The 21,560-nt window shown below is 67.0% G+C and carries 20 protein-coding genes and 1 other RNA gene; 7 read left to right on the forward strand and 14 right to left on the reverse strand.

Annotation, left to right across the window (positions count from 1 at the left end; genetic code table 11):
* Positions 1–17: 17 nt before the first annotated feature.
* From BO996_RS22755 to BO996_RS22785, 7 genes are all read right to left on the reverse strand, one after another.
* Positions 18–995 (reverse strand): Bug family tripartite tricarboxylate transporter substrate binding protein, encoded by a 978-nt coding sequence (locus BO996_RS22755; protein ID WP_013801486.1) that lies wholly within the window; start codon positions 993–995, stop codon positions 18–20.
* A gap of 53 nt (positions 996–1,048) precedes the next feature.
* Positions 1,049–1,870: a TauD/TfdA dioxygenase family protein gene (locus BO996_RS22760; RefSeq protein ID WP_012206690.1), complete on the reverse strand. Its 822-nt coding sequence runs from the start codon at positions 1,868–1,870 to the stop codon at positions 1,049–1,051.
* A gap of 39 nt (positions 1,871–1,909) precedes the next feature.
* Positions 1,910–4,159, reverse strand: a complete 2,250-nt coding sequence (locus BO996_RS22765; protein WP_071956486.1) for a xanthine dehydrogenase family protein molybdopterin-binding subunit — start codon at positions 4,157–4,159, stop codon at positions 1,910–1,912.
* Positions 4,137–4,583, reverse strand: coding sequence for a (2Fe-2S)-binding protein (locus tag BO996_RS22770; RefSeq protein WP_012206692.1), 447 nt, complete (start codon positions 4,581–4,583; stop codon positions 4,137–4,139). The genes BO996_RS22765 and BO996_RS22770 overlap by 23 nt, the downstream gene beginning before the upstream one ends.
* 51 nt (positions 4,584–4,634) lie before the next feature.
* Positions 4,635–5,720: a porin gene (locus BO996_RS22775; RefSeq protein WP_047218951.1), complete on the reverse strand. Its 1,086-nt coding sequence runs from the start codon at positions 5,718–5,720 to the stop codon at positions 4,635–4,637.
* A gap of 226 nt (positions 5,721–5,946) precedes the next feature.
* Complete coding sequence (gene rnhA / locus BO996_RS22780; protein WP_013801482.1) at positions 5,947–6,393, reverse strand: ribonuclease HI; 447 nt, start codon at positions 6,391–6,393, stop codon at positions 5,947–5,949.
* Positions 6,390–7,220, reverse strand: a complete 831-nt coding sequence (locus tag BO996_RS22785) for a class I SAM-dependent methyltransferase (RefSeq protein ID WP_071956487.1) — start codon at positions 7,218–7,220, stop codon at positions 6,390–6,392. The genes rnhA and BO996_RS22785 overlap by 4 nt, the downstream gene beginning before the upstream one ends.
* On the opposite strand from BO996_RS22785, the gene gloB reads away from it, so the two are divergent.
* Both gloB and BO996_RS22795 read left to right on the forward strand, forming a co-directional pair.
* On the forward strand, positions 7,219–7,992 hold the full coding sequence (gloB, locus tag BO996_RS22790) for a hydroxyacylglutathione hydrolase (protein ID WP_012206696.1): 774 nt from the start codon (positions 7,219–7,221) through the stop codon (positions 7,990–7,992). The genes BO996_RS22785 and gloB overlap by 2 nt on opposite strands.
* On the forward strand, positions 7,992–9,527 hold the full coding sequence (locus BO996_RS22795; protein ID WP_012206697.1) for a transglycosylase SLT domain-containing protein: 1,536 nt from the start codon (positions 7,992–7,994) through the stop codon (positions 9,525–9,527). The genes gloB and BO996_RS22795 overlap by 1 nt, the downstream gene beginning before the upstream one ends.
* Before the next feature lie 83 nt (positions 9,528–9,610).
* On the opposite strand, the gene BO996_RS22800 is transcribed toward BO996_RS22795, so the two are convergent.
* The 5 genes from BO996_RS22800 to dnaX all read right to left on the reverse strand — a co-directional run bounded on the left by BO996_RS22800 (position 9,611) and on the right by dnaX (position 14,578).
* Positions 9,611–10,696, reverse strand: coding sequence for an ABC transporter substrate-binding protein (locus tag BO996_RS22800; RefSeq protein WP_012206698.1), 1,086 nt, complete (start codon positions 10,694–10,696; stop codon positions 9,611–9,613).
* 84 nt (positions 10,697–10,780) lie between these two features.
* On the reverse strand, positions 10,781–11,212 hold the full coding sequence (locus BO996_RS22805; protein WP_012206699.1) for an MAPEG family protein: 432 nt from the start codon (positions 11,210–11,212) through the stop codon (positions 10,781–10,783).
* 45 nt (positions 11,213–11,257) lie between these two features.
* Positions 11,258–11,848, reverse strand: a complete 591-nt coding sequence (gene recR / locus BO996_RS22810; protein ID WP_034396114.1) for a recombination mediator RecR — start codon at positions 11,846–11,848, stop codon at positions 11,258–11,260.
* 145 nt (positions 11,849–11,993) lie between these two features.
* Positions 11,994–12,326 carry a YbaB/EbfC family nucleoid-associated protein gene (locus tag BO996_RS22815; protein ID WP_012206701.1) on the reverse strand — a complete coding sequence of 111 codons (333 nt, stop codon included), beginning with the start codon at positions 12,324–12,326 and terminating at the stop codon, positions 11,994–11,996.
* Between the two features lie 47 nt (positions 12,327–12,373).
* Positions 12,374–14,578 carry a DNA polymerase III subunit gamma/tau gene (gene dnaX / locus BO996_RS22820; RefSeq protein WP_071956488.1) on the reverse strand — a complete coding sequence of 735 codons (2,205 nt, stop codon included), beginning with the start codon at positions 14,576–14,578 and terminating at the stop codon, positions 12,374–12,376.
* A gap of 100 nt (positions 14,579–14,678) precedes the next feature.
* Between dnaX and ffs the strand changes: the two genes are divergently transcribed.
* Positions 14,679–14,775: signal recognition particle sRNA small type (ffs, locus tag BO996_RS22825), an RNA gene on the forward strand.
* Between the two features lie 65 nt (positions 14,776–14,840).
* Here ffs and BO996_RS22830 read toward each other — a convergent pair.
* Complete coding sequence (locus BO996_RS22830) at positions 14,841–16,217, reverse strand: TIGR03862 family flavoprotein (RefSeq protein ID WP_071956489.1); 1,377 nt, start codon at positions 16,215–16,217, stop codon at positions 14,841–14,843.
* 271 nt (positions 16,218–16,488) lie between these two features.
* On the opposite strand from BO996_RS22830, the gene trxA reads away from it, so the two are divergent.
* Together trxA and rho are read left to right on the forward strand one after the other, a co-directional pair.
* On the forward strand, positions 16,489–16,821 hold the full coding sequence (gene trxA, locus BO996_RS22835; RefSeq protein WP_012206704.1) for a thioredoxin TrxA: 333 nt from the start codon (positions 16,489–16,491) through the stop codon (positions 16,819–16,821).
* 266 nt (positions 16,822–17,087) lie between these two features.
* Positions 17,088–18,350 (forward strand): transcription termination factor Rho, encoded by a 1,263-nt coding sequence (gene rho / locus BO996_RS22840; protein WP_012206705.1) that lies wholly within the window; start codon positions 17,088–17,090, stop codon positions 18,348–18,350.
* A gap of 73 nt (positions 18,351–18,423) precedes the next feature.
* On the opposite strand, the gene BO996_RS22845 is transcribed toward rho, so the two are convergent.
* A complete protein-coding gene (locus BO996_RS22845) occupies positions 18,424–19,833 on the reverse strand; it encodes a CoA transferase (protein ID WP_071956490.1) in 1,410 nt (469 codons plus the stop codon).
* A gap of 101 nt (positions 19,834–19,934) precedes the next feature.
* Here BO996_RS22845 and BO996_RS22850 point away from each other — a divergent pair, with 101 nt between their 5' ends.
* Complete coding sequence (locus BO996_RS22850) at positions 19,935–21,128, forward strand: citrate synthase family protein (RefSeq protein WP_071956491.1); 1,194 nt, start codon at positions 19,935–19,937, stop codon at positions 21,126–21,128.
* A 114-nt stretch (positions 21,129–21,242) separates the two neighbouring features.
* The gene (locus BO996_RS22855) at positions 21,243–21,488 is read left to right on the forward strand and encodes a type B 50S ribosomal protein L31 (protein WP_013801474.1); all 246 of its coding nucleotides are present in this window, start codon (positions 21,243–21,245) and stop codon (positions 21,486–21,488) included.
* Positions 21,489–21,560: the final 72 nt, after the last annotated feature.

Consider the following 21,560-nt stretch of genomic DNA (forward strand, 5'->3'; position numbering starts at 1 on the left):
TTCAGCGCCTGTTCGATCTAGTCCGGCTGTATGCCCAGTTCCTTGACCAGCCGCCCGAAGCGCTCGAAATCGCCGGCATTGGTCTTGCCCAGGCGCTGGGGCGGACCGCCCACAGGGACGGTTCCCAGCGTGGCCATGCGCGCCACCACGTCGGGCATCCTGAGGATCTCGTTGAGGTGCGTATTCAGCAGCTTGACCACCTCGGCGGGCATGTTCCTGGGGCCGAACAGGCCATACCAGGCAGTCAGCTCCACGTCCTTGTAGCCCAGTTCGGCCAGCGTGGGCACGTCGGGCGCCAGCGGTGAGCGCTGGGCGTCGGCCACGGCCAGCGCCACCAGCTTGCCGCCGGGCAGGTAGGGAGCGATGGAGCCCAGCGTGCTGTAGGTGAAGGGCACATGGCCGCCCACCACATCGGTGACGGCCGGGGCCACGCCCTTGTAGGGTATGGCCTCGAAGCGGGCGCCCGTGGCGCGCCGGACCATCTCGCCGAGGAAGTGCATGGGCGAGCCGTTGCCCGGCGTGGCATAGCCCAGCGAGCGGCCTTGGCTGGAGGAGATGGCCTCCTTGAAGCTGCGCACGCCCGCACCGGGCCCGGCGACGAGGAACAGCGAAGTGGAGCCGACCTCGATCACGGGCGTGAAGCCATTGAGCACGTCGTAGCCGTGGCCCGCGCCCAGCTTGAGCACCAGTTGGGCCATGGCAAAGGTATTGGGCGCCAGCAGCAGCGTGTAGCCATCGGCCGGTGCCTTGGCCACGAAACTGCTGCCTATGGTGCCGCTTGCGCCCGCGCGGTTGTCCACGAGCACGGACTGGCCGATGCGGGCCGACAGCTTCTCGCCCAGCAGCCGCGCCAGCGCGTCGGTATCGCCGCCTGCGGGGTAGGCCACGACGATGGTGACCGGCTTGTGGGGGTAGGTCTGGGCCTGCGCCGGACCGGCGAGCAGCGCCAGGGCCATGGCCGCGCCCAGGGCGAGCGTTCTGCGTTTCGCTTTCATGGAGAGGGCTTTCATCGTGGTTTTTTCATTGTCAGCAAAGGTCGTTGCCGGGCTCACGCCTGGCGTATCGCCACACGGTGCATCCGCCGCGCTGCGGGGTGGTAGTCATTGACCGCGTAGTGCTGCGTGGCCAGGTTGTCCCAGATGGCCACCGAGCCCTTGCGCCAGCGAAAGCGCACCTGCCATTCAGGCACCTTGGCCAGGCCGCTGAGCATGGCGATCAGGGCCGCGCTCTCGTCGCTGGTCACGCCTTCTATGTGCGTGGTGTAGAGCGAGTTCACAAAGGCCACAGGCAGCCCGGTGACCGGGTGCTCCAGGACCACGGGCTGCTCCAGCGGCGGATGCTTGAGGCGGGTGGCGCGATAGGCCTCGCCAGACGGATCTCGGCGCATCAGGCTTTGCCTGAGCGCTGGCGCCTCCCAGTTGTGGGTGGCGCGCAGCTTGCGCAGATAGGCCTGCAGCTCGGGCGCCAGCGAGGCGAAGGCCGTGGTCATGCTGGCCCACATAGTGTCGCCACCCGTGGGCGGCACGTCCACGGCGTAGAGGCAGGCACCGGCGGGCGGCTTGGTCTGCCAGGTCAGGTCGGCATGCCAGATGTCGGTGCCGGTGCGCGTGCCCTGGCTGATCAGCAGCTCGACATGGGGATCGTCCGGGTGCGAGGGAAAGGTGGAGGACACGGGCTCTACCTTGCCGAACACCTGGGCCACGCGCACCTGCTGCGCAGGGTCCAGCGTCTGGTCGCGGAAGAAGATGACCTGGCGCTCGGCCAGCAGCCGGCGCAGCGCGTCCGCATGGTCATGCACCTGCGCCGGGTCCGAGAGATCGATGCCGTAGATCTCCGATCCTATGCACGGGGTGATGTGTTCGACTTGCATGAAATTCCTTTTCTCGAAAAAAACGGGTTGGGGTGGTGATCAGGTGGACGCGATGTCCTGCGGCAGCGGCATGGAGCGGAACCGGCGGCCGGTGGCATGGAACAGGGCCGTGGCCACGGCAGGCGCCGTGGGGCCCAGGGCCACTTCGCCGCAGCCCTGGGGCGGCCGGTCGCTTTCGACCAGGACCACCTCCACGCGGGGCATTTCGGCAAGTTGCAGCAGCGGGTAGTCGTGGAAATTGCTTTGCTGCACCACGCCCTTGTCAAAGCCCAGCCGGCTCTTGAAGGTGTTGGTCAGCGCAAAGCCGATGCCGCCTTCGACATTGGCCTTGACCAGTCCCGGGTTGACCACGCGGCCCGCGTCGATGGCGCAGATGGCGCGCTCCAGCCGCACGCGGCCTTCCACAACACGCAATTCCATGACCAGTGCGACGAAGGTCTGGAAGCTCTCGCCCCGCCCCGTGTAGACGTTGAAGGTCATGGCGCGGTGCAGGCCTGCCGGCGCGGGCTGCTCCCAGCGCGCTGCCTTGGCCGCCGCATCCAGCACGCCCAGCGCCAGCGGCTGGCCGGCCAGCAGGCGGCGCCGGTACTGGTAGTCGTCCACGCCTGCGGTGTGGGCCAGCTCGCTGATGAAGCTTTCCAGGAAGAACACGCTGGACGTGGTGCCCACGCTGCGCAGATAGCTCAGCGGTATGGGCTGCTGCACGTCCACGGCATCCACCAGCAGGTTGGGCACGCCGTAGATCAGGTCGTAGATGGACTCGACCATGGTCTCGTCCCAGCCGCCGGCATCGGCCATCTTCTTGGGGTTGATGGCACCGTACAGCGACTGGCCCGAGATGCGTGCATGCAGCGCGGCCGGCATGCCGTCGGCGCCCAGCACGGCACTCAGCCGCCCCGAGGCACCGGGCCGGTAGTAGGAATGCCGTATGTCGTCCTCGCGCGAGCGGATGACCTTGACGGGCCGGCCCACGGCCTTGGATGCCGCTGCCGCATGCAAGGCGAAGTCGGGCATGTACTTGCGCCCGAAGCTGCCTCCGAGGAAGGTGGTGTGCACGATGACCTTGTCCGCAGGCACGCCGCAGGCCTTGCCCAGTTCGCCGCGCAGGAAGTCCTGGCCCTGGTAGGGCCCCCAGGTCTCGACCTCGCCGTCGCGCACATGGACAGTGGCGGCCAGCGGCTCCATGGTGGCGTGCGTGATGTAGGGCGAGTGGTAGTCGGCCGTGATCGGCTTGCCCGCCGCCAGCATTTCGCGCGGCTTGCCCAGGCTGCGGGCCACGACAGCCTTGTCGCTGGCCAGGCCTGCAACGAATTGCGCATGGATGCGCTCGCTGTCCACGCCGGCCGCCGCGCCGGCGTCGAATTCGATGTCCAGCGCGTCGGCGGCCTGCTTGGCGATCCAGTACGAATCGGCCACCACCACCACGGTGCTGGGCTCAGGGTCGGGCCACTGCGTGGTGCGCACGACGGCATGCACGCCGGGGCGCGCGCGCACCTCGCCCTCGTTGCGGATGCGCACGATGCGCCCCGTCACGCTGGGCGCCATGCGCACGGCGCCGATCAGCATGCCGGGCACCTCGACATCGATGCCGAAGACCGCGCTGCCATCGACCTTGGCCGGGGTGTCCACCCGGCGCAGGTTGCGGCCGATCAGGCCCTGCTCGGAAGCCGACTTCATGCGCGGGCGCGCGGCCAGGGGCAGCCTGGAGGCATCGGCCACGATCTCGCCGTAGCCCACGCTGCGGCCCGTCGCGGAGTGCAGCACGCGGCCGGCGCGCGTGCTGCACTGGGATGCCCGCACGCCCAGCCGGGCCGCGCCGGCACGCAGCAGCACATCACGGGCCTGGGCACCGGCCAGGCGCATGCGCTCGTAGAAATAGTTCATCGACATCGACGCGCCCACGAACTGCTGGAACGGCATCTCGCCCGCATCGTTGCGATAGGCGTCGCGCCCGGTGACGAAGCGCACGGTCACGCTGGCCCAGTCGGCATCGAGCTCGTCGGCCAGCACCTGGGGCAGGCCCGTGTAGATGCCCTGGCCCACCTCGCACTGCGACACGCCGATCACCACCTGCCCCGAAGGCTCGATCCAGACCCAGTCGCCGATGGAGGAGGCCGTTGCTGCCGCTGCACCGGCCTCCGCTGGCGCGGCCTGCGCCAGCGGAATCAGCAGGCTGCCGGCAGCAGGCGCCACCAGCAGCGCAGCAGCGCTCTGGAGCAGATGCCTGCGCCGCAGCGAGATGGCAGAGCCGGCCGTGCGGCCCCGTTCATTGCTTGGACGCTGCGGCATGGATGGCCTCCCGGATGCGGTGGTAGGTGGCGCAGCGGCACAGATTGGTCATGGCCTCGTCGATCTGCGCATCGGTGGGCTGTGGATGGGTCTTGAGCAGCGCGGCAGCGGCCATGACCATGCCGGACTGGCAGTAGCCGCACTGCGGCACGTCCTTGTCCATCCAGGCCTTCTGGATGGGGTGGGAACGGTTGCTGGACAGCCCTTCGATGGTCGTGACCGCCTTGCCGCCCACCGTCGAGACGGGCAGCACGCAGGAGCGCACCGGCTCGCCATCGACATGGACCGTGCAGGCCCCGCACATGCTGATGCCGCAGCCGAACTTGGTGCCGGGCAGCTTGAAGTGATCGCGCAGCACCCACAGCAACGGGGTCTGCCCGTCGCCGTCAAAGGCAACGCTTCGGGAATTGAGGGTGAATTTCATCGTGGAGTCTCCAATGCGCCCGCGTCGCCGGGGCTGCATGTCTCATGCCTCTCAGAACGAGTGGTGTATGCCTGCCGCAATCACGGTCTGCGTGCGCCCGCTGGCAACGCCCACGGAGTTCATCGCCGCCACGCCATCCGAGGCGCGCTGGTGCGTGACCGAGGCATGCAGCTGCGTGCGTTTGGAGAAGGCGTAGCGCGCGCCCAGGTGGACCTGGTTCCACTTCGTCTGCTCGAAACGGCTGAAGGAGTAGCCCGTGTTGATGGTCACGGACTGGCTGGTCTGCCAGGCCAGGCCCAGGTCAAGGGCACTCATGTTGCTGGAGGCCCCGCCGTACTTGAGCGTGGAGCGCGTCAGCAGCGCGTTGAGCCGGACCGGAAGCGCATCGAGCTGGTAACCGCCGCCGATGCCCAGCACCTGGAAGGTGTCGAGCACCAGCGGCCGGCCCGCCACCAGGTCCTGGCCCAGCGCGTTCGCCAGGCCCGTGCGCCCGGCGATATCGAAGGCACGGCCACGCGCATCGGTGTAGGCCACGGCCAGATTGAGCTTGGCACTGGAATAGCTGCCCATGACGCTGTAGGTACGGTTGGCCTGCGAGCGGCCCGGCACCTCGCCAAAGCCGTACTGCGCGCCGAACTGCATGCCGCCCATGCTGGGCGTCAGGTAGACCACGGAGTTGTCCACCGGAAACTGGCTGGACAGGCCGTCCAGATTGCCGGGGTGGTAGAGATAGAAGTTGTAGAGCTGGTAGCCGTTGCCCCACTGGCTCAGCGTGCCGGCCGTGAAATCGACCTGGCGACCCAGCCGTACCGAGCCCATCGACGCGCTGTCCAGACCCACCCAGGAAGCCCGGTTGAAGTAGCTGGTCGGCGAGATCGGCGAGCCGATGTCCGTGAGGAATCCGTTCTCCAGCTGGAACGAGGCCTTCATGCCGCCCCCCAGATCCTCCGAGCCGCGCAGGCCCCAGAGGTCAGGCTGGGAAATGGCCGAATCCATGCGCGTCAGCCGGCTCCCGCGCACATCGCTGATCCAGGGCATGGTCAGGTCCATGCTGCCGTACAGCGTCACCGAACTCTGGGCCAGCGCCGCTCCCGCGCCGCCCAGCATCGCCAATGCGGCAATTGCTTTGTATTTCATCGCAAGGCTCTTTCATCGTGAGATGGGTAAAAAAATTCCACAAGTGGCAATTTTGAACACCACGCCACGGAAGATGCCTGGCAAGGCGCGAATTAATTTCCACTTATGGAAATATTAGCTGCGCGGGCCGAATTCTGGTTCTGGGGTTTTCATCTACCGCGTTGTAGGTAGGTCTCGGGAGGTGGAAGCAAGGGACGGGCATTGCACCCGCCCCCGCACCAGGCGCTCAGCGCCCCAGTGCCTGGTCCACGCCCTTGTTGGCCAGGGCGTCTGCCCGCTCGTTGCCAGGGTCGCCTGCGTGGCCCTTGACCCAGCGCCAGTCGATGCGGTGGCCGCCGCCCTGGACCAGGGCGTCCAGCCGCTGCCACAGCTCCACGTTCTTGACGGGCTCCTTGGAGGCCGTCTTCCAGCCCTTGGCCTTCCAGCCATGGATCCATTCGGTGATGCCCTTGAGCACGTACTGGCTGTCGATGTAGAGCACCACATCGCAGGGCCGCCTGAGCGCGGACAGCGCCTCGATCACGGCCATCATCTCCATGCGGTTGTTGGTCGTGTTCAGCTCGCCGCCGAACAGCTCTTTCCTGGCGCTGCCGGCCTCCAGCACCACGCCCCAGCCGCCGGGACCCGGATTGCCCTTGCAGGCGCCGTCCGTGTAGATAACAACTTGATTCAAAAAATTTCCTTGGGTTGAATGGCCCGGCCTTCAGGCCGGTTGGAATGCGAATCGCTGCCCTGCACCGCCTGCGCCGGCATGCGGTGGGCCACAGGCACGGAGGCGCCCGACACGGCTGCGCGGCCACGCCAGGCAGGCTCCAGCATGCGTGCGCCCGGCACGCGCTTGACGGCCACCACGCAGTACACGCCGCCCAGCATGGGCCAGCCCAGCCGCCCCACGCGGTCCATGAACTGCCAGCGCCGCAGCCAGCGATCCGTCTGCACGGCAGGACGATAGCAGCCGAACTGCACGGCCTCGATCTCGAAGGCCAGCAATCGCAGCCAGTCGCGCAGCCGCCAGTAGCCCACGCCCCAGCCCACATCGGGCAGATACACGCCGCGCTCGGCACGGCGCTGCACGCCCAGCAGACTGGCGGGGTTGAGCCCGCACACGACGATACGGCCCTCGGGCATCAGCACCCTGGCCGCCTCGCGCAATACGGCATGCGGGTCCGGCGAGGTCTCCAGCGTGTGCGGCATGACGACGAGGTCGAGGCTGGCCTCGGAAAACGGCAGCGCGGCCGGATCGGCCAGCAGCGCCACGGGCACCTCCAGCGGCGGCACTGCCTCGGCTGGCACCGCATCCTGCATGGAATCCAGGGCCAGCCAGCGGTGCGGCATGCGATTGGCGCGCAGCCCCTGGAGCATGGGCATGCCCAACTGCAGGCTGTGATAGCCGAAAATATCGGCCACCGCCTCGTCGCAGCGCTGCTGCTCCCATTCCAGCAGGTAGTGGCCGAGGGCAGATTGCGTCCAGTGATGCGTCCCTATAATTTTGCTGCTCATGAACCTGTTGCCCATCCCCGCTTTTTCCGACAACTACATCTGGCTGCTGTACGACGCAGGGCAGGCCCTGGTCGTCGATCCCGGCGATGCAGCGCCCGTGCTGGCCAGCCTGCGCCAGCTGGACTTGCAGTTGCAGGGCATTTTAGTCACCCACCACCATGCCGATCATGTCGGCGGCGTGGCGCAGCTGCGCCAGGCCACGGGCGCCCAGGTCTGGGGCCCCGCCTACGAGCAGTTGCCCGAGCCCGTGCAGCGCGTGCAGGGTGGCGATACCGTGCAGGCCCTGGGCGGCCCCTGGCAGGTCATTGACGTGCCCGGCCACACCAGCGGCCACATCGCCTTCTACAGCACGGCGGCGCAGGCGCAGCCCGTGCTGTTCTGCGGCGATACGCTGTTTTCAGGGGGATGCGGGCGCCTGTTCGAAGGCACGCCGCAGCAGATGCAGCAATCGCTGGACGATCTGGCCGCGCTGCCGGACAACACCCTGGTCTGCTGCGCACATGAGTACACAATGTCCAACCTGCGCTTTGCGCAGGCCGTGGAACCAAACAACCAGGCCCTGGCTCACTACCAGAGGCATTGTCAGGCGTTGCGCGAGGCCGGCCGGCCCACGCTGCCTTCCCTGATGGAGACCGAGCGCTCCATCAATCCCTTTCTTAGAACGCGCGAATCCGCAGTGGCCGCCGCCGCCGCAGGCTTCGACGCACAGGTGAGACAGCAGGACCCCGCCAGCGTGCTGGCCGGCCTGCGCCAATGGAAAAACGTCTTCTGATGAAACTGCTACACACCCTGCTGCTGGGCAGCCTGCTGGCTCTTGCGGGCTGCGCCACCACCAGCAGCCCGGACCTGGCCAGCACGGCCCCCGCCCCCAGCACCGCACCGCACTCCCCGATGTACCCCAACGGACCGCTGAGCCCGCTGGGCACAGGCAGCGCCGGCAACGGCGGCGTGGCCTCGCTGGAGACCACGGGCGATCTGTGGGTACGCATTCGCCAGGGCTTCGCCATGCCCGACCTGGACCAGGATCTGGTCAAGGACCGCGAGCAGTGGTATGCCAGCCGGCCCGACTACATACAGCGCATGACCGAGCGCTCCAGCAAGTACCTGTTCCACATCGTCGAGGAACTGGAGCGGCGCAACATGCCCACCGAGCTGGCGCTGCTGCCCTACATCGAGAGCGCCTTCAACCCGCAGGCCGTCTCCACCGCCAAGGCGGCCGGCATGTGGCAGTTCATGCCGGCCACCGGCACCTATTTCGACCTCAAGCAAAACGCCTTCCGCGACGACCGCCGCGACGTACTGGCCTCCACGCGCGCCGCGCTGGACTACCTGCAAAAGCTCTACGACATGTTCGGCGACTGGCACCTGGCCCTGGCCGCCTACAACTGGGGCGAAGGCAGTGTGGGCCGCGCCATCAAGCGCAACGAGAAGCTGGGCCTGCCCACGGGCTACACCGACCTGCAGATGCCGGCCGAGACCCGCATGTACGTGCCCAAGCTGCAGGCCGTCAAGAACATCGTGGCCAACCCCGATGCATTCAACACCGAGCTGCCGCTGATCGAGAACCACCCCTACTTCCAGACCGTCACCATCACCCGTGACATCGACGTGGAACTGGTGGCCAAGCTGGCCGACGTGTCGACCGATGACTTCAAGGCGCTGAATCCTAGCTTCCGCAAGCCGGTGATCTTTGCCGCCGGCACGCCGGAGATCCTGCTGCCCTGGGACAACGCCAAGGTGTTCCGCCGCAACATGCAGGCCTTCGACGAAGGCCAGTACGCGAGCTGGACCGTGTGGACCGTGCCCTCCACCATCAGCGTGGCCGAGGCGGCCCAGCGCGTGGGCCTGGGCGAGTCCGACCTGCGCGCCCTCAACAACATCCCGCCCCGCATGCTGATCAAGGCCGGCTCCGCGCTCATGGTGCCGCGCGGCGCCAATGTGCGTGCCGACGTGGCCGGCCACGTGGCCGACAACGGCCAGATCAGCTTTGCCCCCGAGATCGTCACGCGCCGCACCACCATCAAGGCCCGCAAGCGCGACACGCTGATCAGCGTGGCCAACCGCTACGGCGTCAGCGCGTCCAATCTGGCGGACTGGAATGACCTGAAGTCCTCCGCCACCCTGCATGCCGGCCAATCGCTGGTGGCCTACCTGCCGGTGCGCGCCAGCAGCGGCGGCAATGCCCGGGCGGCCAAGTCCACCGGAACCGCGCGCAAGGTAGCCGTGCAGCCGCAAAACCGCAATGCCAAGGTGTCGGTCACCACGGCGCCGCGTGGCGGCAAGCCATCCAAGGTGAAAAAGCGCTGAAGGCGCGAAAGGCGCTGAAGGCACCCTCACTGCCCCCTCCACAGAGCCCGCTTTCGCGGGCTCTTTTGCGTGCGGCCCGGGGCTCAGGTATGGAAACGCTGGCGGGACTGCCGCACGAATTCGTTGGTGAACGAGCGCTCCAGGTCGATACCGCTGCGCGCCAGCGCAGGGTTGAGCCGGACCAGGGCGCGCAGGGCCGTGGCAGGCCCGTCATCGGGCATCAGGCCATCCGGGGAGATCGTGGTGCGCATGTGCTCGAAGGCCGACAGATAGGCGCGCCGCGAGCCCAGCAGATAGGGTGCAGGCACGGCCCTGAGCACATCCATGGGCGCGGCGGTCTGCAGCCACTTGAGCGATCGGACCATGGCATTGCTCAGCGCCTGGGCCTTGGCAGGGTTCTTGCGCAAAAAGGCCTGGGTCGCGTACAGCGTGCCCGAGGGCATGGAGCCGCCGTACAGCTGTGCGCTGCTGCGCAGATCACGCAGGTCTCTGACGATGCGCACGGCTCCCTTGTCCTCCAGCACGCTCATCAGCGGGTCCGCATGGCACAGCGCATGCACGCGCCCGGTGCGCAGCGCCTCCATGGCGTCAGGCCCCGAGCCCACACCCACCAGTTGCACCAGATCGGCCTCCAGACCATCGCCCAGCAGCATCAGTTGCACGGCCCGGGCCGTGGATGCGCCCAGCGAGGACACGCCCACGCGCCGCCCGCGCAGGTCGGCCAGCGTCTGGTAGCGCGGCATCCAGCGCGAGGACACGCCCAGCGCAATCTGCGGCGCACGCCCCTGCACGACGAAGGCACGCAGCACACTGCCGCGCTGCTGCGCGACAAGCGTGTGTTCATAGGCACCCGCGCACACATCGGCGGCGCCCGATTCCAGCGCCTGCAGCGACTGCGACCCGCCCGGATAGTCATCGATGCGCACGGTCAGGCCCTCGGCCTCGAAGTACCCCAGTTGCTGGGCAATCACCAGCGGCAGGTAATACAGCAGGCCCTGACCGCCCACGGAAATCGTCACCAGCTCGGCCGAACCGAGGGAAGGAAACGACCAAAGGGAACCCAGCCCCATGAGGCTCAACAAGGTTCGGCGATCAAGCACGTGGGAAGACATGGTGGTTATTTTGCTGCAGTGCAACACGATCATGCCCAGAGCCCGCATGCACAGCATCGGTGCTTGCCCGTATGTGAAACACCGTAGGCTTCAGGGCCAGCACGGCGCGCGGTGAACACGCGCCCGGCCCTCACCCAGGCCTCAGCGGTAGCCCGCGAAAAACAGCAGCAGATTCACCACCAGCGCCAGCGCCCAGGCCAGACTGCGCAGCGTGGCGCGGTCCGTCACATAGAAGGCGATGTAGGCAATACGCAACACAACAAAGGCCACGGCCAGGCCATCGACACGCGCGGACGGTGCACCCAATTGCCAGGCAACCAGCAAGGCGCCAATGAAGAAAGGCAGGCACTCGAAGCTATTGGCCTGCGCCGCGTTGGCCCGTGCCTGGTAGCCCGTCTGCTGCGCCAGCCAGGCCCGGGGTTCGTGGTTGTCGAAACCGCGCTGCCCCGGCCGGTGCTTCATGCCGGGCGCCTTGGCGATGTAGGCGCAGGCCAGCGGCAGCAGGGCCGCCACCAGCAGGCACCAATGCGCTATGGAGAAGCCGCCAGGCGGCAGGATGACAGAGGTCGGCATACAGGCTCCTGATGAATAGACAAGAAACGCCAGCCGCCTCGGCCACTACCGGCGGTCCACCAGCGCATGGGCGATCGTACCGAGGTCCACGTACTCGAGTTCGCTGCCTATGGGCACGCCGCGCGCCAGCCGCGTCACATGGATGCCGCGCGCCTTCAGGGCCTCGCTGATCGCATGGGCCGTGGCCTCGCCTTCCGCCGTGAAGCTGGTGGCCAGGATCACCTCCTGCACCTTGCCGTCGCCGGCACGCTCCAGCAGGGATGACAGGTTCAGATCGCGCGGACCTATGCCGTCGAGTGGCGACAGCCGCCCCATCAGCACGTAGTAATAGCCCTGGTAGGCACCCGTGCGCTCCATGGCCGCCATATCGGCGGGCGCCTCCACCACGCACAGCCGGGCCGCGTCACGCCCTTCGTCCTGGCAGATGGAGCAGATGCGGCCTTCGGTGAAGGTATGGCAGCGCTCGCAGTGGGTGACCGACTCCACGGCCATCGTCAGGGCACGGGCCAGTTGCCGCGCGCCGTCCTGGTCGCGCTGCAGCAGGTGGAAGGCCATGCGCTGCGCCGACTTGATGCCCACACCCGGGAGCCTGCGCAAGGCCTCGATCAGGCCATCGAGCGATTGCACGTCCGACATGGCAGCTTCCTTTCAATGGAGAAGGGTCTCAGAAAAAAAGCGATCTGCAGGGGCAGATCGCTCGATGGCCACTCCACAGGAGTGGGCAGCTGGAGAAGCCGGCATGGCCTCTCCAGGCTGTTCGGCACAACCGCTGGGGCCTGCCTCAGAACGGGAACTTCATGCCGCCCGGCAGGCCGGGCATGCCGGCCGTGAGCTTGCCCATCTTCTCGTTGGAAGTCTCTTCGGCCTTGCGCACGGCGGCGTTGAAGGCGGCAGCCACCAGGTCTTCCAGCATGTCCTTGTCTTCGGCCAGCAGGCTGGGGTCGATGGTGATGCGCTTGACGTCGTGCTTGCAGGTCATGACCACCTTCACGAGGCCCGCGCCAGACTCGCCTTCCACCTCGATGTTGCCCAGTTCATCCTGGGCCTTCTTGAGGTTGTCCTGCATGGCCTGGGCTTGCTTCATCAGGCCGGCCAGTTGTCCTTTGTTGAACATGTGAGTTCCTTCTTCTGTAGGGTAAAAACGAAACGCTCTAGAGCGTGTCAGGGCTGAATGGATACGGGCTTGATACTGCCGGGCACGATTTTCGCGCCATGGCTGCGGATCAGGGTCTGCACCAGAGAATGGTTCATCACGATGTCTTCTGCAATGCGCTGGCGCTCATGGCTGGCCACCGCATTGCGCCGCGCGGGGCTGTCTGCCACGGCGCCTTGCTCGACATGCAGTTGCCGCGCCAGGCCAGCGGCCTCCAGCGCCGCACGCAGGCGCTCGCGCGTGGCGGGCTGGGCCAGCGAGCTGCTTTCCACGCGCAGCGTCCATGCATCGCCATCGCGCGCCACCAGTTGCGACTGCAGCGCCAGTTGCCGTGCCAGCGCCGTGACGGCCTCGGCCTGCACCAGTTGCTGGACGGCAGCGTGCCAGACATCGCCATCGGGCGTGCGCTCCACGGTCGGCGCGGGAGGCGTACCGGGGGACTGGCGGCCACGTTCGGGAGCGAAGTCCTGCACATCGATCTGAGTGTCGATCTGCGGTTCGGACTGCCGTACCACGGCAGCGGCAGGCGGCTCCAGGGCCAGATCTCCGTCATCGCTCCAGCGGCCTTCGTCGGCCCAGCCTTCATCGGGCATCCCGGCCCAGGCACCCTCGTCCGGTGCATCGGCATCCTGCGCCTGCGGCGCCTCATCGGCAGAAGAGTCTTCGTCTTCCTGCACATCGTCCACGGGCTCATCCACAGGCTCGTCCAGGGGCTCCTGGGCGACACCGGCGGCCGGCTTCACCTCTGGAGCAGCGGAAGGCCTGGCCTCCTGGACAGGCGCAAGCACAGGTTCCGGCCTGGCAACTGCGGCCACGGCCACGGGCGCCTGAACAGGCGCTGCAGCCACAACGGCCTGCACCACGGGAGTGACCACGGCGGGCGCAGCGGTCACTGGAGATGCGACAGGCGCGACAGGAGCAGGAGGCGCGAGCGGGACGGGCATGGCCGCCTTGGCTGGGGCAGCGGGCGCCTCGGGCACAGCGAGAGCCTCAGGCACAGCGGGCTGTGCGGGCCGCGCCTGCGCCACGGGCGCGGTAGATTCAGGCTTCGCCGTGGAGGGGGTCAGCGCTGGAGTTTTTTTTTCAGCCGCGCCCTGGGCAGGCTCTGCAGATTGCGGCTTGAACGCCAGCAGCCGCAGCAGCGCCATGGTCAGCGCCGCGTACTCGTCGGGTGCCAGGCCCAGTTCGGCCCGGCCATGCAGGCAGATGCTGTAGAGCAGCTGGGTTTCGTCGCGCGGCATCAGCACCGCAAGGCGGGCGATCTCTGCGGCTTCTGGATCGCTGGCGTCGGCGGCCATCTGCGGCACGGCCTGTGCCACGGCCATGCGCTGCAGCACGGCGCACATTTCCTCCAGCGTGGAGGCAGCGGACAGGCCATTGCGGCGCAGCGCCTCGGAGGTTTCCACCACCACCTGGCCATCGGCCTGGGCGAGTGCCTCGATCAGGCGGAACACATGGCTGCGGTCCACGCTGCCCAGCATCTGGCGCACCGTGGCCTCCTGCAGCTGTCCGCTGCCAAAGGCAATCGCCTGGTCGGTCAGCGACAGCGCATCGCGCATGGAGCCACGCGCGGCGCGCGACAGCAGGCGCAGGGCCTGGGGCTCGGAGGCCACGCCTTCCTGCCCCAACACCTGGCCCAGATGCTCCAGCACGGTCTCGGGCGCCATGGGCCGCAGGTTGAACTGCAGGCAGCGGCTGAGCACGGTCACGGGCACCTTCTGCGGATCGGTGGTGGCCAGCACGAACTTCAGGTATTCGGGCGGCTCCTCCAGCGTCTTGAGCATGGCGTTGAAGGCCGTGTTCGTGAGCATGTGCACTTCGTCGATCATGAAGACCTTGAAGCGTCCCTGCACCGGCTTGTAGACAGCCTGCTCCAGCAGGCTCTGCACCTCGTCCACGCCACGGTTGGAGGCAGCGTCCAACTCCGTGTAGTCGGGAAAGCGCCCGCTGTCGATTTCGGTACAGGCCGCACAGACGCCGCAGGGCGTTGCCGTGATGCCGCCCTGGCCATCGGCGCCCTGGCAGTTGAGCGACTTGGCCAGAATGCGCGAGACCGTGGTCTTGCCCACGCCGCGCGTGCCGGTGAACAGATAGGCATGGTGCAGGCGCTGCTGCGTCAGGGCATTGGTGAGCGCCTGAACGACATGCTCCTGCCCCACCATTTCAGAGAAATTGCGGGGGCGGTATTTGCGGGCCAGCACAAGATAAGACATCCCGCGATTCTACGGGGCTGGGCGCCCTTGCCCGAGGCGACCCGGGTTTGGCCGGCCATGTCGTCCGGGCGGCCCGGTGTTTGCCCCTATAATCGAGAGTGACGGGCCTCCTCGCATGGGGAAGCGGCCAACCGGGTCAGGTGGGGAACCAAGCAGCCCTAACCGTGAAACCAGTGCCGAGGGCAAGGCTCGTCACCTTCATTGAACAGCAGGCCCTGCGGGCGCCTGCCCCGTCCAGGCCCGCTGCGGCACCCTCTCCTCCTTAACGCTCTGCGCCATCCACCTTGAGATGGCGCGCAACGCCTTGCGCCGCCTGCAGGCCGCTGGCCATGCACGCCGTCAGCAGGTAGCCGCCCGTGGGAGCCTCCCAGTCCAGCATCTCGCCGGCGCAGAAAACGCCAGGAGCGGCTGCGCACATGCCGTTGGCGTCCAGAGCTTCCAGCCGCACGCCACCTGCCGTGCTGATGGCCTCGTCAATGGGTCGGGCCGCCACCACGGTGATGGGCAGGGCCTTGATGGCATGGGCCAGCCGCACAGGGTCGGCCACACCTTCCTTGCCCAGCACCTCATGCAGCACGGCGGCCTTGATGCCGTCCAGGCCCAGGCGCCCCTTCAGATGGCTGGCCAGGCTGCGCGAGCCGCGCGGATGGCGCACTTCCACCAGCACGCGCTCGGGCGTCAACTGGGGCAGCAGGTCGAGATGTACGGTGGCCTGCCCGTCGCGCGCAATGGCTTCGCGCAGCGCCGCAGAGACGGCATAGATCAGGCTGCCTTCCACGCCCGTGGTCGTGGCAATGAATTCGCCCTTGCGCGAGAAAACATGGCCCTTGCCATCATCAAAGGACAGCGCAACAGACTTGAACGGCTGGCCCGCAAAGCGCTCAGTGAAATAAGGACTCCAGCCGCGCGCAGGCTGGGGGCTGGCGCCCAGCAGCTCGGCCATGAACTCCCGGCGATCGATCTGTCCGCCCGAAGCCGCGCCATCCAGACCCACATCGAACCCGCAGTTGGAAGGCTTCAACAAAGCGACTTCAACACCGCGCTGCTCCAGCAAGGGCAGCCAGGCGCCATCCGAGCCCAGGCGCGCCCAGCTGCCACCGCCCAATGCCAGCACCACGGCCCTTGCCCGCACCTGCAGCCGCCCTTCGGGTGTATCAAAGCCCAGCGCATCGCCGTCTTGCCAGCCCACCCAGCGGTGGCGCGTGTGCAGCACCACGCCCTGGGTCTGCAGACGCACCAGCCAGGCACGCAGCAAGGGCGCAGCCTTCATGTCCTTGGGGAATACGCGGCCCGAGCTGCCCACAAAGGTTTCCACGCCCAGTTCACCGGCCCAGGCACGCAGTTGATCCGGGGACATCAGTTCCAGCCAGCGCGACACCTCGGCACTGCGCTCGCCGTAGCGGGAGACAAAGGCGGGCAGGTTTTCGGAATGGGTCAGGTTGAGCCCGCCCTTGCCTGCCATGAGGAACTTGCGCCCAGCGGAGGACTTGGCCTCGAACACATGGACATCCAGCCCCTTGCCGGCCAGCCCTTCGGCCGCCATCAGGCCCGCAGGCCCCGCACCGATCACCGCCACATCGCAGTCCATCGTGCGCGCTGCCGCACCGGGTTCAAAAGCATCCATCACATCAGTTTCCATTCCATGCTCGCATTCAACTTGGCGCTGCCGGCCGGCACATATGCCTGCAGCGCGGGCGCGCAGAATACCCTGCCGCAGGCCGGTCTGCGCGCAGGCGCCACTAATTCCCGGAGTCCCGGCAACCCTGTCGCCACCCCATAAACAGCTATGACAGTCATAGCATTGAGCTACCGCCCATACGGTGCAGCAGGTGATAGGTTTCTGTCACAATCTTTTTGCGGTGCGGATTTTCCTGCGCCTTCCTCATTGCGAAAAATCAAGGACTCCACCCATGGCCAGCGAACTGATCAAACACATCTCCGACGCAAGCTTTGAAGCCGACGTCTTGCAGCCTGGCACCACGGTGCTGGTCGATTACTGGGCCGAATGGTGCGGCCCCTGCAAGATGATCGCCCCCATCCTCGACGAAGCAGCGCAGACCTACAAGGAAAAGCTGTCCATCGCCAAGATGAATGTGGACGAGAACCGCGAGATCCCCGCCAAGTTCGGCATCCGCGGCATTCCCACGCTGATGCTGTTCAAGGATGGCCAGCTGGCCGCCACCAAGGTGGGCGCCCTCAACAAGGCACAGCTGTCCGCTTTCCTGGAACAGCACCTGGCCTGATTCCCCCGACGGCCCCGCACACGGGGCCGTCACAGATGCGGGCCGGCGTTGGCCGCAGCACCGCATCGCACTGGCGCATAAACGAGGCGCCAGCGCAAATTTCCCTGTGACCTTCGGATTTTTTCCTGTCATAATGCCCTTCATCACCGGCCTTATGCATTGAAGGCCGCGCTGAGACCCTCAGGCAAGCCAGCCCACTTCCACAGTGTTTCGCTTGGCTCAACGCCTTCCCCTGGTTTCTTTCCACTCCGTTCTGGAGTCACTCCATGCACCTTAATGAACTCAAGGCACTGCACGTGTCTGAAGTCCTGAAGCAGGCCGAAGCGCTTGAGATCGAAAACGTCGGTCGCATGCGCAAGCAAGAGTTGATGTTCGCCATCATCAAAAAGCGAGCCAAGGCAGGCGAACAAGTGTTCGCCGACGGCGTGCTGGAAATCCTGCCGGACGGTTTCGGCTTTCTGCGCAGCCCCGACACCAGCTATACGGCCAGCACCGACGACATCTACATCTCGCCCAGCCAGGTCCGCCGCTTCAACCTGCACACCGGCGACATGATCGAAGGTGAAGTGCGCACGCCCAAGGATGGCGAGCGCTACTTCGCGCTGACCAAGCTCGACTCCGTCAACGGCGGCTCGCCCGAGCAGAACAAGCACAAGGTGCTGTTCGAGAATCTGACCCCCCTGTTCCCCACCCAGCAGCTGCGCCTGGAGCGCGAGATCAAGGGTGAGGAGAACATCACCGGCCGCATCATCGACATCATCGCCCCCATCGGCCGCGGCCAGCGCGCGCTGATCGTCGCACCGCCCAAGAGCGGCAAGACCATGATGATGCAGAGCATCGCCCATTCCATCACGGCCAACCATCCCGACGTGCACCTGATGGTGCTGCTGGTCGATGAGCGCCCCGAAGAAGTGACCGAGATGCAGCGCTCGGTCAAGGGCGAAATCATCGCCTCCACCTTCGACGAGCCCGCCACGCGCCACGTGCACGTGGCCGAGATGGTGATCGAGCGCGCCAAGCGCCTGGTCGAGCTCAAGAAGGACGTAGTCATCCTGCTGGACTCCATCACCCGCCTGGCCCGCGCCTACAACAACGTCGTGCCCTCGTCGGGCAAGGTGCTGTCGGGCGGCGTGGACTCCAACGCCCTGCAGCGCCCCAAGCGCTTCTTCGGCGCGGCACGCAATGTGGAAGAAGGCGGCTCGCTGACCATCATCGCCACGGCCCTGGTCGATACCGGCAGCCGCATGGACGAAGTGATCTTCGAAGAGTTCAAGGGCACGGGCAACAGCGAACTGGCCCTGAACCGCCGCCTCTACGAAAAGCGCGTGTTCCCCGCCATCGAACTCAACAAGAGCGGCACACGCCGCGAAGAACTGCTGCTGGCTCCCGAGATCCTGCAAAAGACCCGCATCCTGCGCCAGTTCATGTACAACATGGACGAGATCGAGGCCATGGAGCTGATGATCAAGAACATGCGGGCCACGAAGACCAACGTGGACTTCTTCGACATGATGCGCCGCGGCGGCTGATCGCACAGATCCAGCCCACGGCACCCACAGACGCCTCGCTCACGCGGGGCGTTTTGCATTCCAGCCGCCCGTCTCACCACGCTGCGACAGACGTGCCCAGCGCACAGGCCGCGCGCTCCCAATGCATGGGCGCACCCGCCACCTCCACCGGCGCCCGCAGACGCCGCGCCGCGCCCCAGGAGGTCGCCTCGATCGCCGCGCTGAAATCCTCGGCACCGTTCACCGGCGCCAGCGGGCAGGCATCCGGGTCGCCCACGCCATGCCCTGCCAGAAGATGGGCCGTGCGCGCCAACGAGGCGCGCACCGTGCTGCCGCCCTGCCCCTGCATGCGCCGCACCAGCGCCATCACCACGGCGGCAGCCATCAGATAGCCGGTGGCGTGGTCCAGCGCCTGCAGCGGCAGCGGCGTGGGTCGGTCACGGCCCAGCCGGTGCATGCCTGCATCGGCAATGCCGGCGCTCATCTGCACCAGGCTGTCGAAGCCGCGCCGCTGCTGCCAGGGCCCGCTCCATCCATAGGCGTTGAGCGACACATCGATGAGTGAGGGATTCAGCCGACGGCGCCACGCGGCCCCGAATCCCAGCCCCTCCAGCGCACCGTCCCGGTAACCGTGGACCAGCACGTCGGCGCCGGCCAGAAGTTGCTCGAACACGGCACGATCCTGGGGCGCCCGCAGGTCCAGCCGGGCGCAGCGCTTGCCCAGCGTGACTTCAGGCACCGTACCCGGCTCCTCCCAACCGGGCGGATCGATGCGCAGCACCTCGGCACCATGGCCCGCCAGCCAGCGCGTGGCGGCGGGACCGGCCAGGATGCGCGTCAGATCCAGCACGCGCAGCCCCTGCAGCGGCCGCTGCGCCGATGGCTGCCACGCACCAGCACTGAAACTGAAGGGCTGGCCCGGCTGCGGATGCACCTGCCACGCCAGCAAAGGCTCCTGCTGCACGGCCTGCCCCTGCGGATGCGCAGCCCAGGCAGCCAGCCCGCGCATGGCGGCGGCACAGCCACCCTGCGCGACAACGGCCGACTCCAACTCATGCGCCGTCCAGCGCCTGACCGCCGTCGCCACAGCCTCCCGGTCAGCCGGCGCGTCGAGCACGGCCAGCGCCGCTGCGCGGTGGTGGGGCGCATTGGTATGCAGGCGGATCCAGCCATCGGCCGTGCGGTAGTCGCCGGCCACGGCGTCCCACAGCGCGGGCATCTCCCAGCCCAGCGGATGCAGGCTGCTGCCGAACCACAGGGACGCGAGCCTGCGGTCCACCACCACCTGCGGCACGGCAGCGCCGCATTGGGCCACCAGCTCGGAGATGGCAAGGCCTGCCACACCCAGGCTGGCCGCCGCCAGATCGGAGACCGGGAACACCGAGGCCAAGGCACCTTGCCCGCGCATCTCCAGACGGTGCAGCGCGCCCTGGGCACCTCCCAGTGCCACCCAGATCTGGGCGGCGCAGTGATCAAAAGCGGAAGGAGAAGGAAGACTGGACATGGAGCACTCCTGGCAACGGAAACAAGGGTTGGAACCCGCACCATAGATTTCCAGAAAATATTGTCAATATTGATTAAATAAATCAACATATCATCACATCCATGCCCGACTACCTAAACTCGACCGAAGCCACCGCACTGCTGGGCGTGAGCCGCGCCACGCTGTATGCCTATGTCAGCCGGGGTCTGCTCCATGCCCATGCGGCAGACACGCCGCGCGAAAGCCGCTACCTGCGCGAAGAGGTCGAGCAGCTCGCGCGCCAGCGCGGCCAGGGCCGCAAACCCCGAGAAGTCGCCCAGGCCGCGCTCAACTGGGGCCTGCCGGTGCTGGAGTCATCGATCACGCTGATAGAACAGGGCCGCCTCTACTACCGTGGCGAGGACGCCGTGGACTGGGCACGCTCGCACACGCTGGAAGAGACCGCCGCCCTGCTCTGGCAATACCCGGCCGATGCCGCCTTCGCCGCACACGCCGTGGAGGCCGCCCCTGTGTTGCCCGACCTGCAGCAGCGCATGGCCGGCCAGCCTTGCGAAAACACATTGCTGGCCCTGTTCACCGTCGCCAGCGATGACGCGGCCACTGCCGCATGGCAGCAATCGCCAGAACGGCTGGCGGCAGGCTGCGGAGCGCTCCTGCGCCTGCTGGCAGCCTGCCTGCTGGGCACGGCGCCGGACAAGACCCCCATCCACCTGCAATGCGCCCAGGCCTGGGCGCTGGACGCACAAGGCGCCGACCTGGTGCGCATGGCCCTGGTGCTGTGCGCCGACCATGAACTCAACGCCTCCGGCTTCACGGCGCGCTGCGTGGCATCCACGGGAGCCAGCCTGCGGGCCGCCGTGGTGGGGGGCCTTGCCGCCCTGACGGGCGGGCGCCACGGCGGCACGACCGCGCGCGTCGAGGCGCTCTGGGACGAGCTGGGCGAGGCGCAGGCCCCGGCACGCCTGCGCCAGCGCCTGGCGCGCGGCGAGACCCTGCCCGGCTTCGGCCACCACCTCTACCCCGAAGGCGATGTGCGCGCCGCCCTGCTGCTGGAAATGCTGCCCAGGCAGGGACCGGCGGCGGCCCTGGCGGCCGAAGTGATGGCACTCACCGGCCTGGCCCCTTCGGTCGATTTCGCATTGGTGGCCCTGCGGCGGCACCTGCAGTTGCCGGCGGGCAGCGCCTTCGGGCTGTTCGCGCTGGGCCGCTGCGCGGGCTGGCTGGCACAGGCGCTGGAGCAGCGCGCCACACGGCAGATCATTCGGCCACGCGCTGCGTACACGGGCCCCAGGCCCGCCGGCTTGGCACGCAACTGAGCACTATGCGATAATGCAGGGCTTTTTCTTGCGGAAAGTACGCTTGATTTGAACCGCTACAAAGGTTGCAGCGGGTCAGGCACGGCTACCGCACTTGCATCAGAAGGAAAGATCATGAAAGAAGGCATCCACCCCAACTACCGCGAAGTTCTGTTCGTGGACCTGTCCAACGGCTTCAAGTTCGTGACCCGCTCCTGCGTGAACACGAAGGAAACCGACACCTTCGAAGGCAAGGACTACCCCCTGTTCAAGCTGGACACCTCGTCCGAGTCGCACCCGTTCTACACCGGCACGCAAAAGTCGGTGGACAACATGGGCGGCCGTGTGGAGCGCTTCCGCAACCGTTTCGGCAAGAAGTAAATCCTGCTTCTCCGGCCAGAAGGGCAGCACGGGCAACCGCGCTGCCCTTTTGTTTTTCGCAGTCCGGCCAAT

Source organism: Delftia sp. HK171 (assembly GCF_001886655.1).
In the GTDB taxonomy this organism is placed as follows: Bacteria; Pseudomonadota; Gammaproteobacteria; order Burkholderiales; family Burkholderiaceae_C; genus Comamonas; species Comamonas acidovorans.

What these genes read in the sequence shown, in the direction of transcription:
- BO996_RS22850 (WP_071956491.1), top strand. Translation starts at nt 19,935, where the DNA reads ATGCCCGACTACCTAAACTCGACCGAAGCCACCGCACTGCTGGGCGTG.
- BO996_RS22845 (WP_071956490.1), bottom strand. Translation starts at nt 19,833, where the DNA reads ATGTCCAGTCTTCCTTCTCCTTCCGCTTTTGATCACTGCGCCGCCCAG.
- BO996_RS22770 (WP_012206692.1), bottom strand. Translation starts at nt 4,583, where the DNA reads ATGAAATTCACCCTCAATTCCCGAAGCGTTGCCTTTGACGGCGACGGG.
- BO996_RS22760 (WP_012206690.1), bottom strand. Translation starts at nt 1,870, where the DNA reads ATGCAAGTCGAACACATCACCCCGTGCATAGGATCGGAGATCTACGGC.
- BO996_RS22855 (WP_013801474.1), top strand. Translation starts at nt 21,243, where the DNA reads ATGAAAGAAGGCATCCACCCCAACTACCGCGAAGTTCTGTTCGTGGAC.
- trxA (WP_012206704.1), top strand. Translation starts at nt 16,489, where the DNA reads ATGGCCAGCGAACTGATCAAACACATCTCCGACGCAAGCTTTGAAGCC.
- gloB (WP_012206696.1), top strand. Translation starts at nt 7,219, where the DNA reads ATGAACCTGTTGCCCATCCCCGCTTTTTCCGACAACTACATCTGGCTG.
- BO996_RS22805 (WP_012206699.1), bottom strand. Translation starts at nt 11,212, where the DNA reads ATGCCGACCTCTGTCATCCTGCCGCCTGGCGGCTTCTCCATAGCGCAT.
- BO996_RS22765 (WP_071956486.1), bottom strand. Translation starts at nt 4,159, where the DNA reads ATGCCGCAGCGTCCAAGCAATGAACGGGGCCGCACGGCCGGCTCTGCC.
- BO996_RS22755 (WP_013801486.1), bottom strand. Translation starts at nt 995, where the DNA reads ATGAAAGCGAAACGCAGAACGCTCGCCCTGGGCGCGGCCATGGCCCTG.
- BO996_RS22815 (WP_012206701.1), bottom strand. Translation starts at nt 12,326, where the DNA reads ATGTTCAACAAAGGACAACTGGCCGGCCTGATGAAGCAAGCCCAGGCC.
- BO996_RS22830 (WP_071956489.1), bottom strand. Translation starts at nt 16,217, where the DNA reads ATGGAAACTGATGTGATGGATGCTTTTGAACCCGGTGCGGCAGCGCGC.
- BO996_RS22800 (WP_012206698.1), bottom strand. Translation starts at nt 10,696, where the DNA reads ATGCTGTGCATGCGGGCTCTGGGCATGATCGTGTTGCACTGCAGCAAA.
- rho (WP_012206705.1), top strand. Translation starts at nt 17,088, where the DNA reads ATGCACCTTAATGAACTCAAGGCACTGCACGTGTCTGAAGTCCTGAAG.
- BO996_RS22795 (WP_012206697.1), top strand. Translation starts at nt 7,992, where the DNA reads ATGAAACTGCTACACACCCTGCTGCTGGGCAGCCTGCTGGCTCTTGCG.
- BO996_RS22775 (WP_047218951.1), bottom strand. Translation starts at nt 5,720, where the DNA reads ATGAAATACAAAGCAATTGCCGCATTGGCGATGCTGGGCGGCGCGGGA.
- dnaX (WP_071956488.1), bottom strand. Translation starts at nt 14,578, where the DNA reads ATGTCTTATCTTGTGCTGGCCCGCAAATACCGCCCCCGCAATTTCTCT.
- BO996_RS22785 (WP_071956487.1), bottom strand. Translation starts at nt 7,220, where the DNA reads ATGAGCAGCAAAATTATAGGGACGCATCACTGGACGCAATCTGCCCTC.
- recR (WP_034396114.1), bottom strand. Translation starts at nt 11,848, where the DNA reads ATGTCGGACGTGCAATCGCTCGATGGCCTGATCGAGGCCTTGCGCAGG.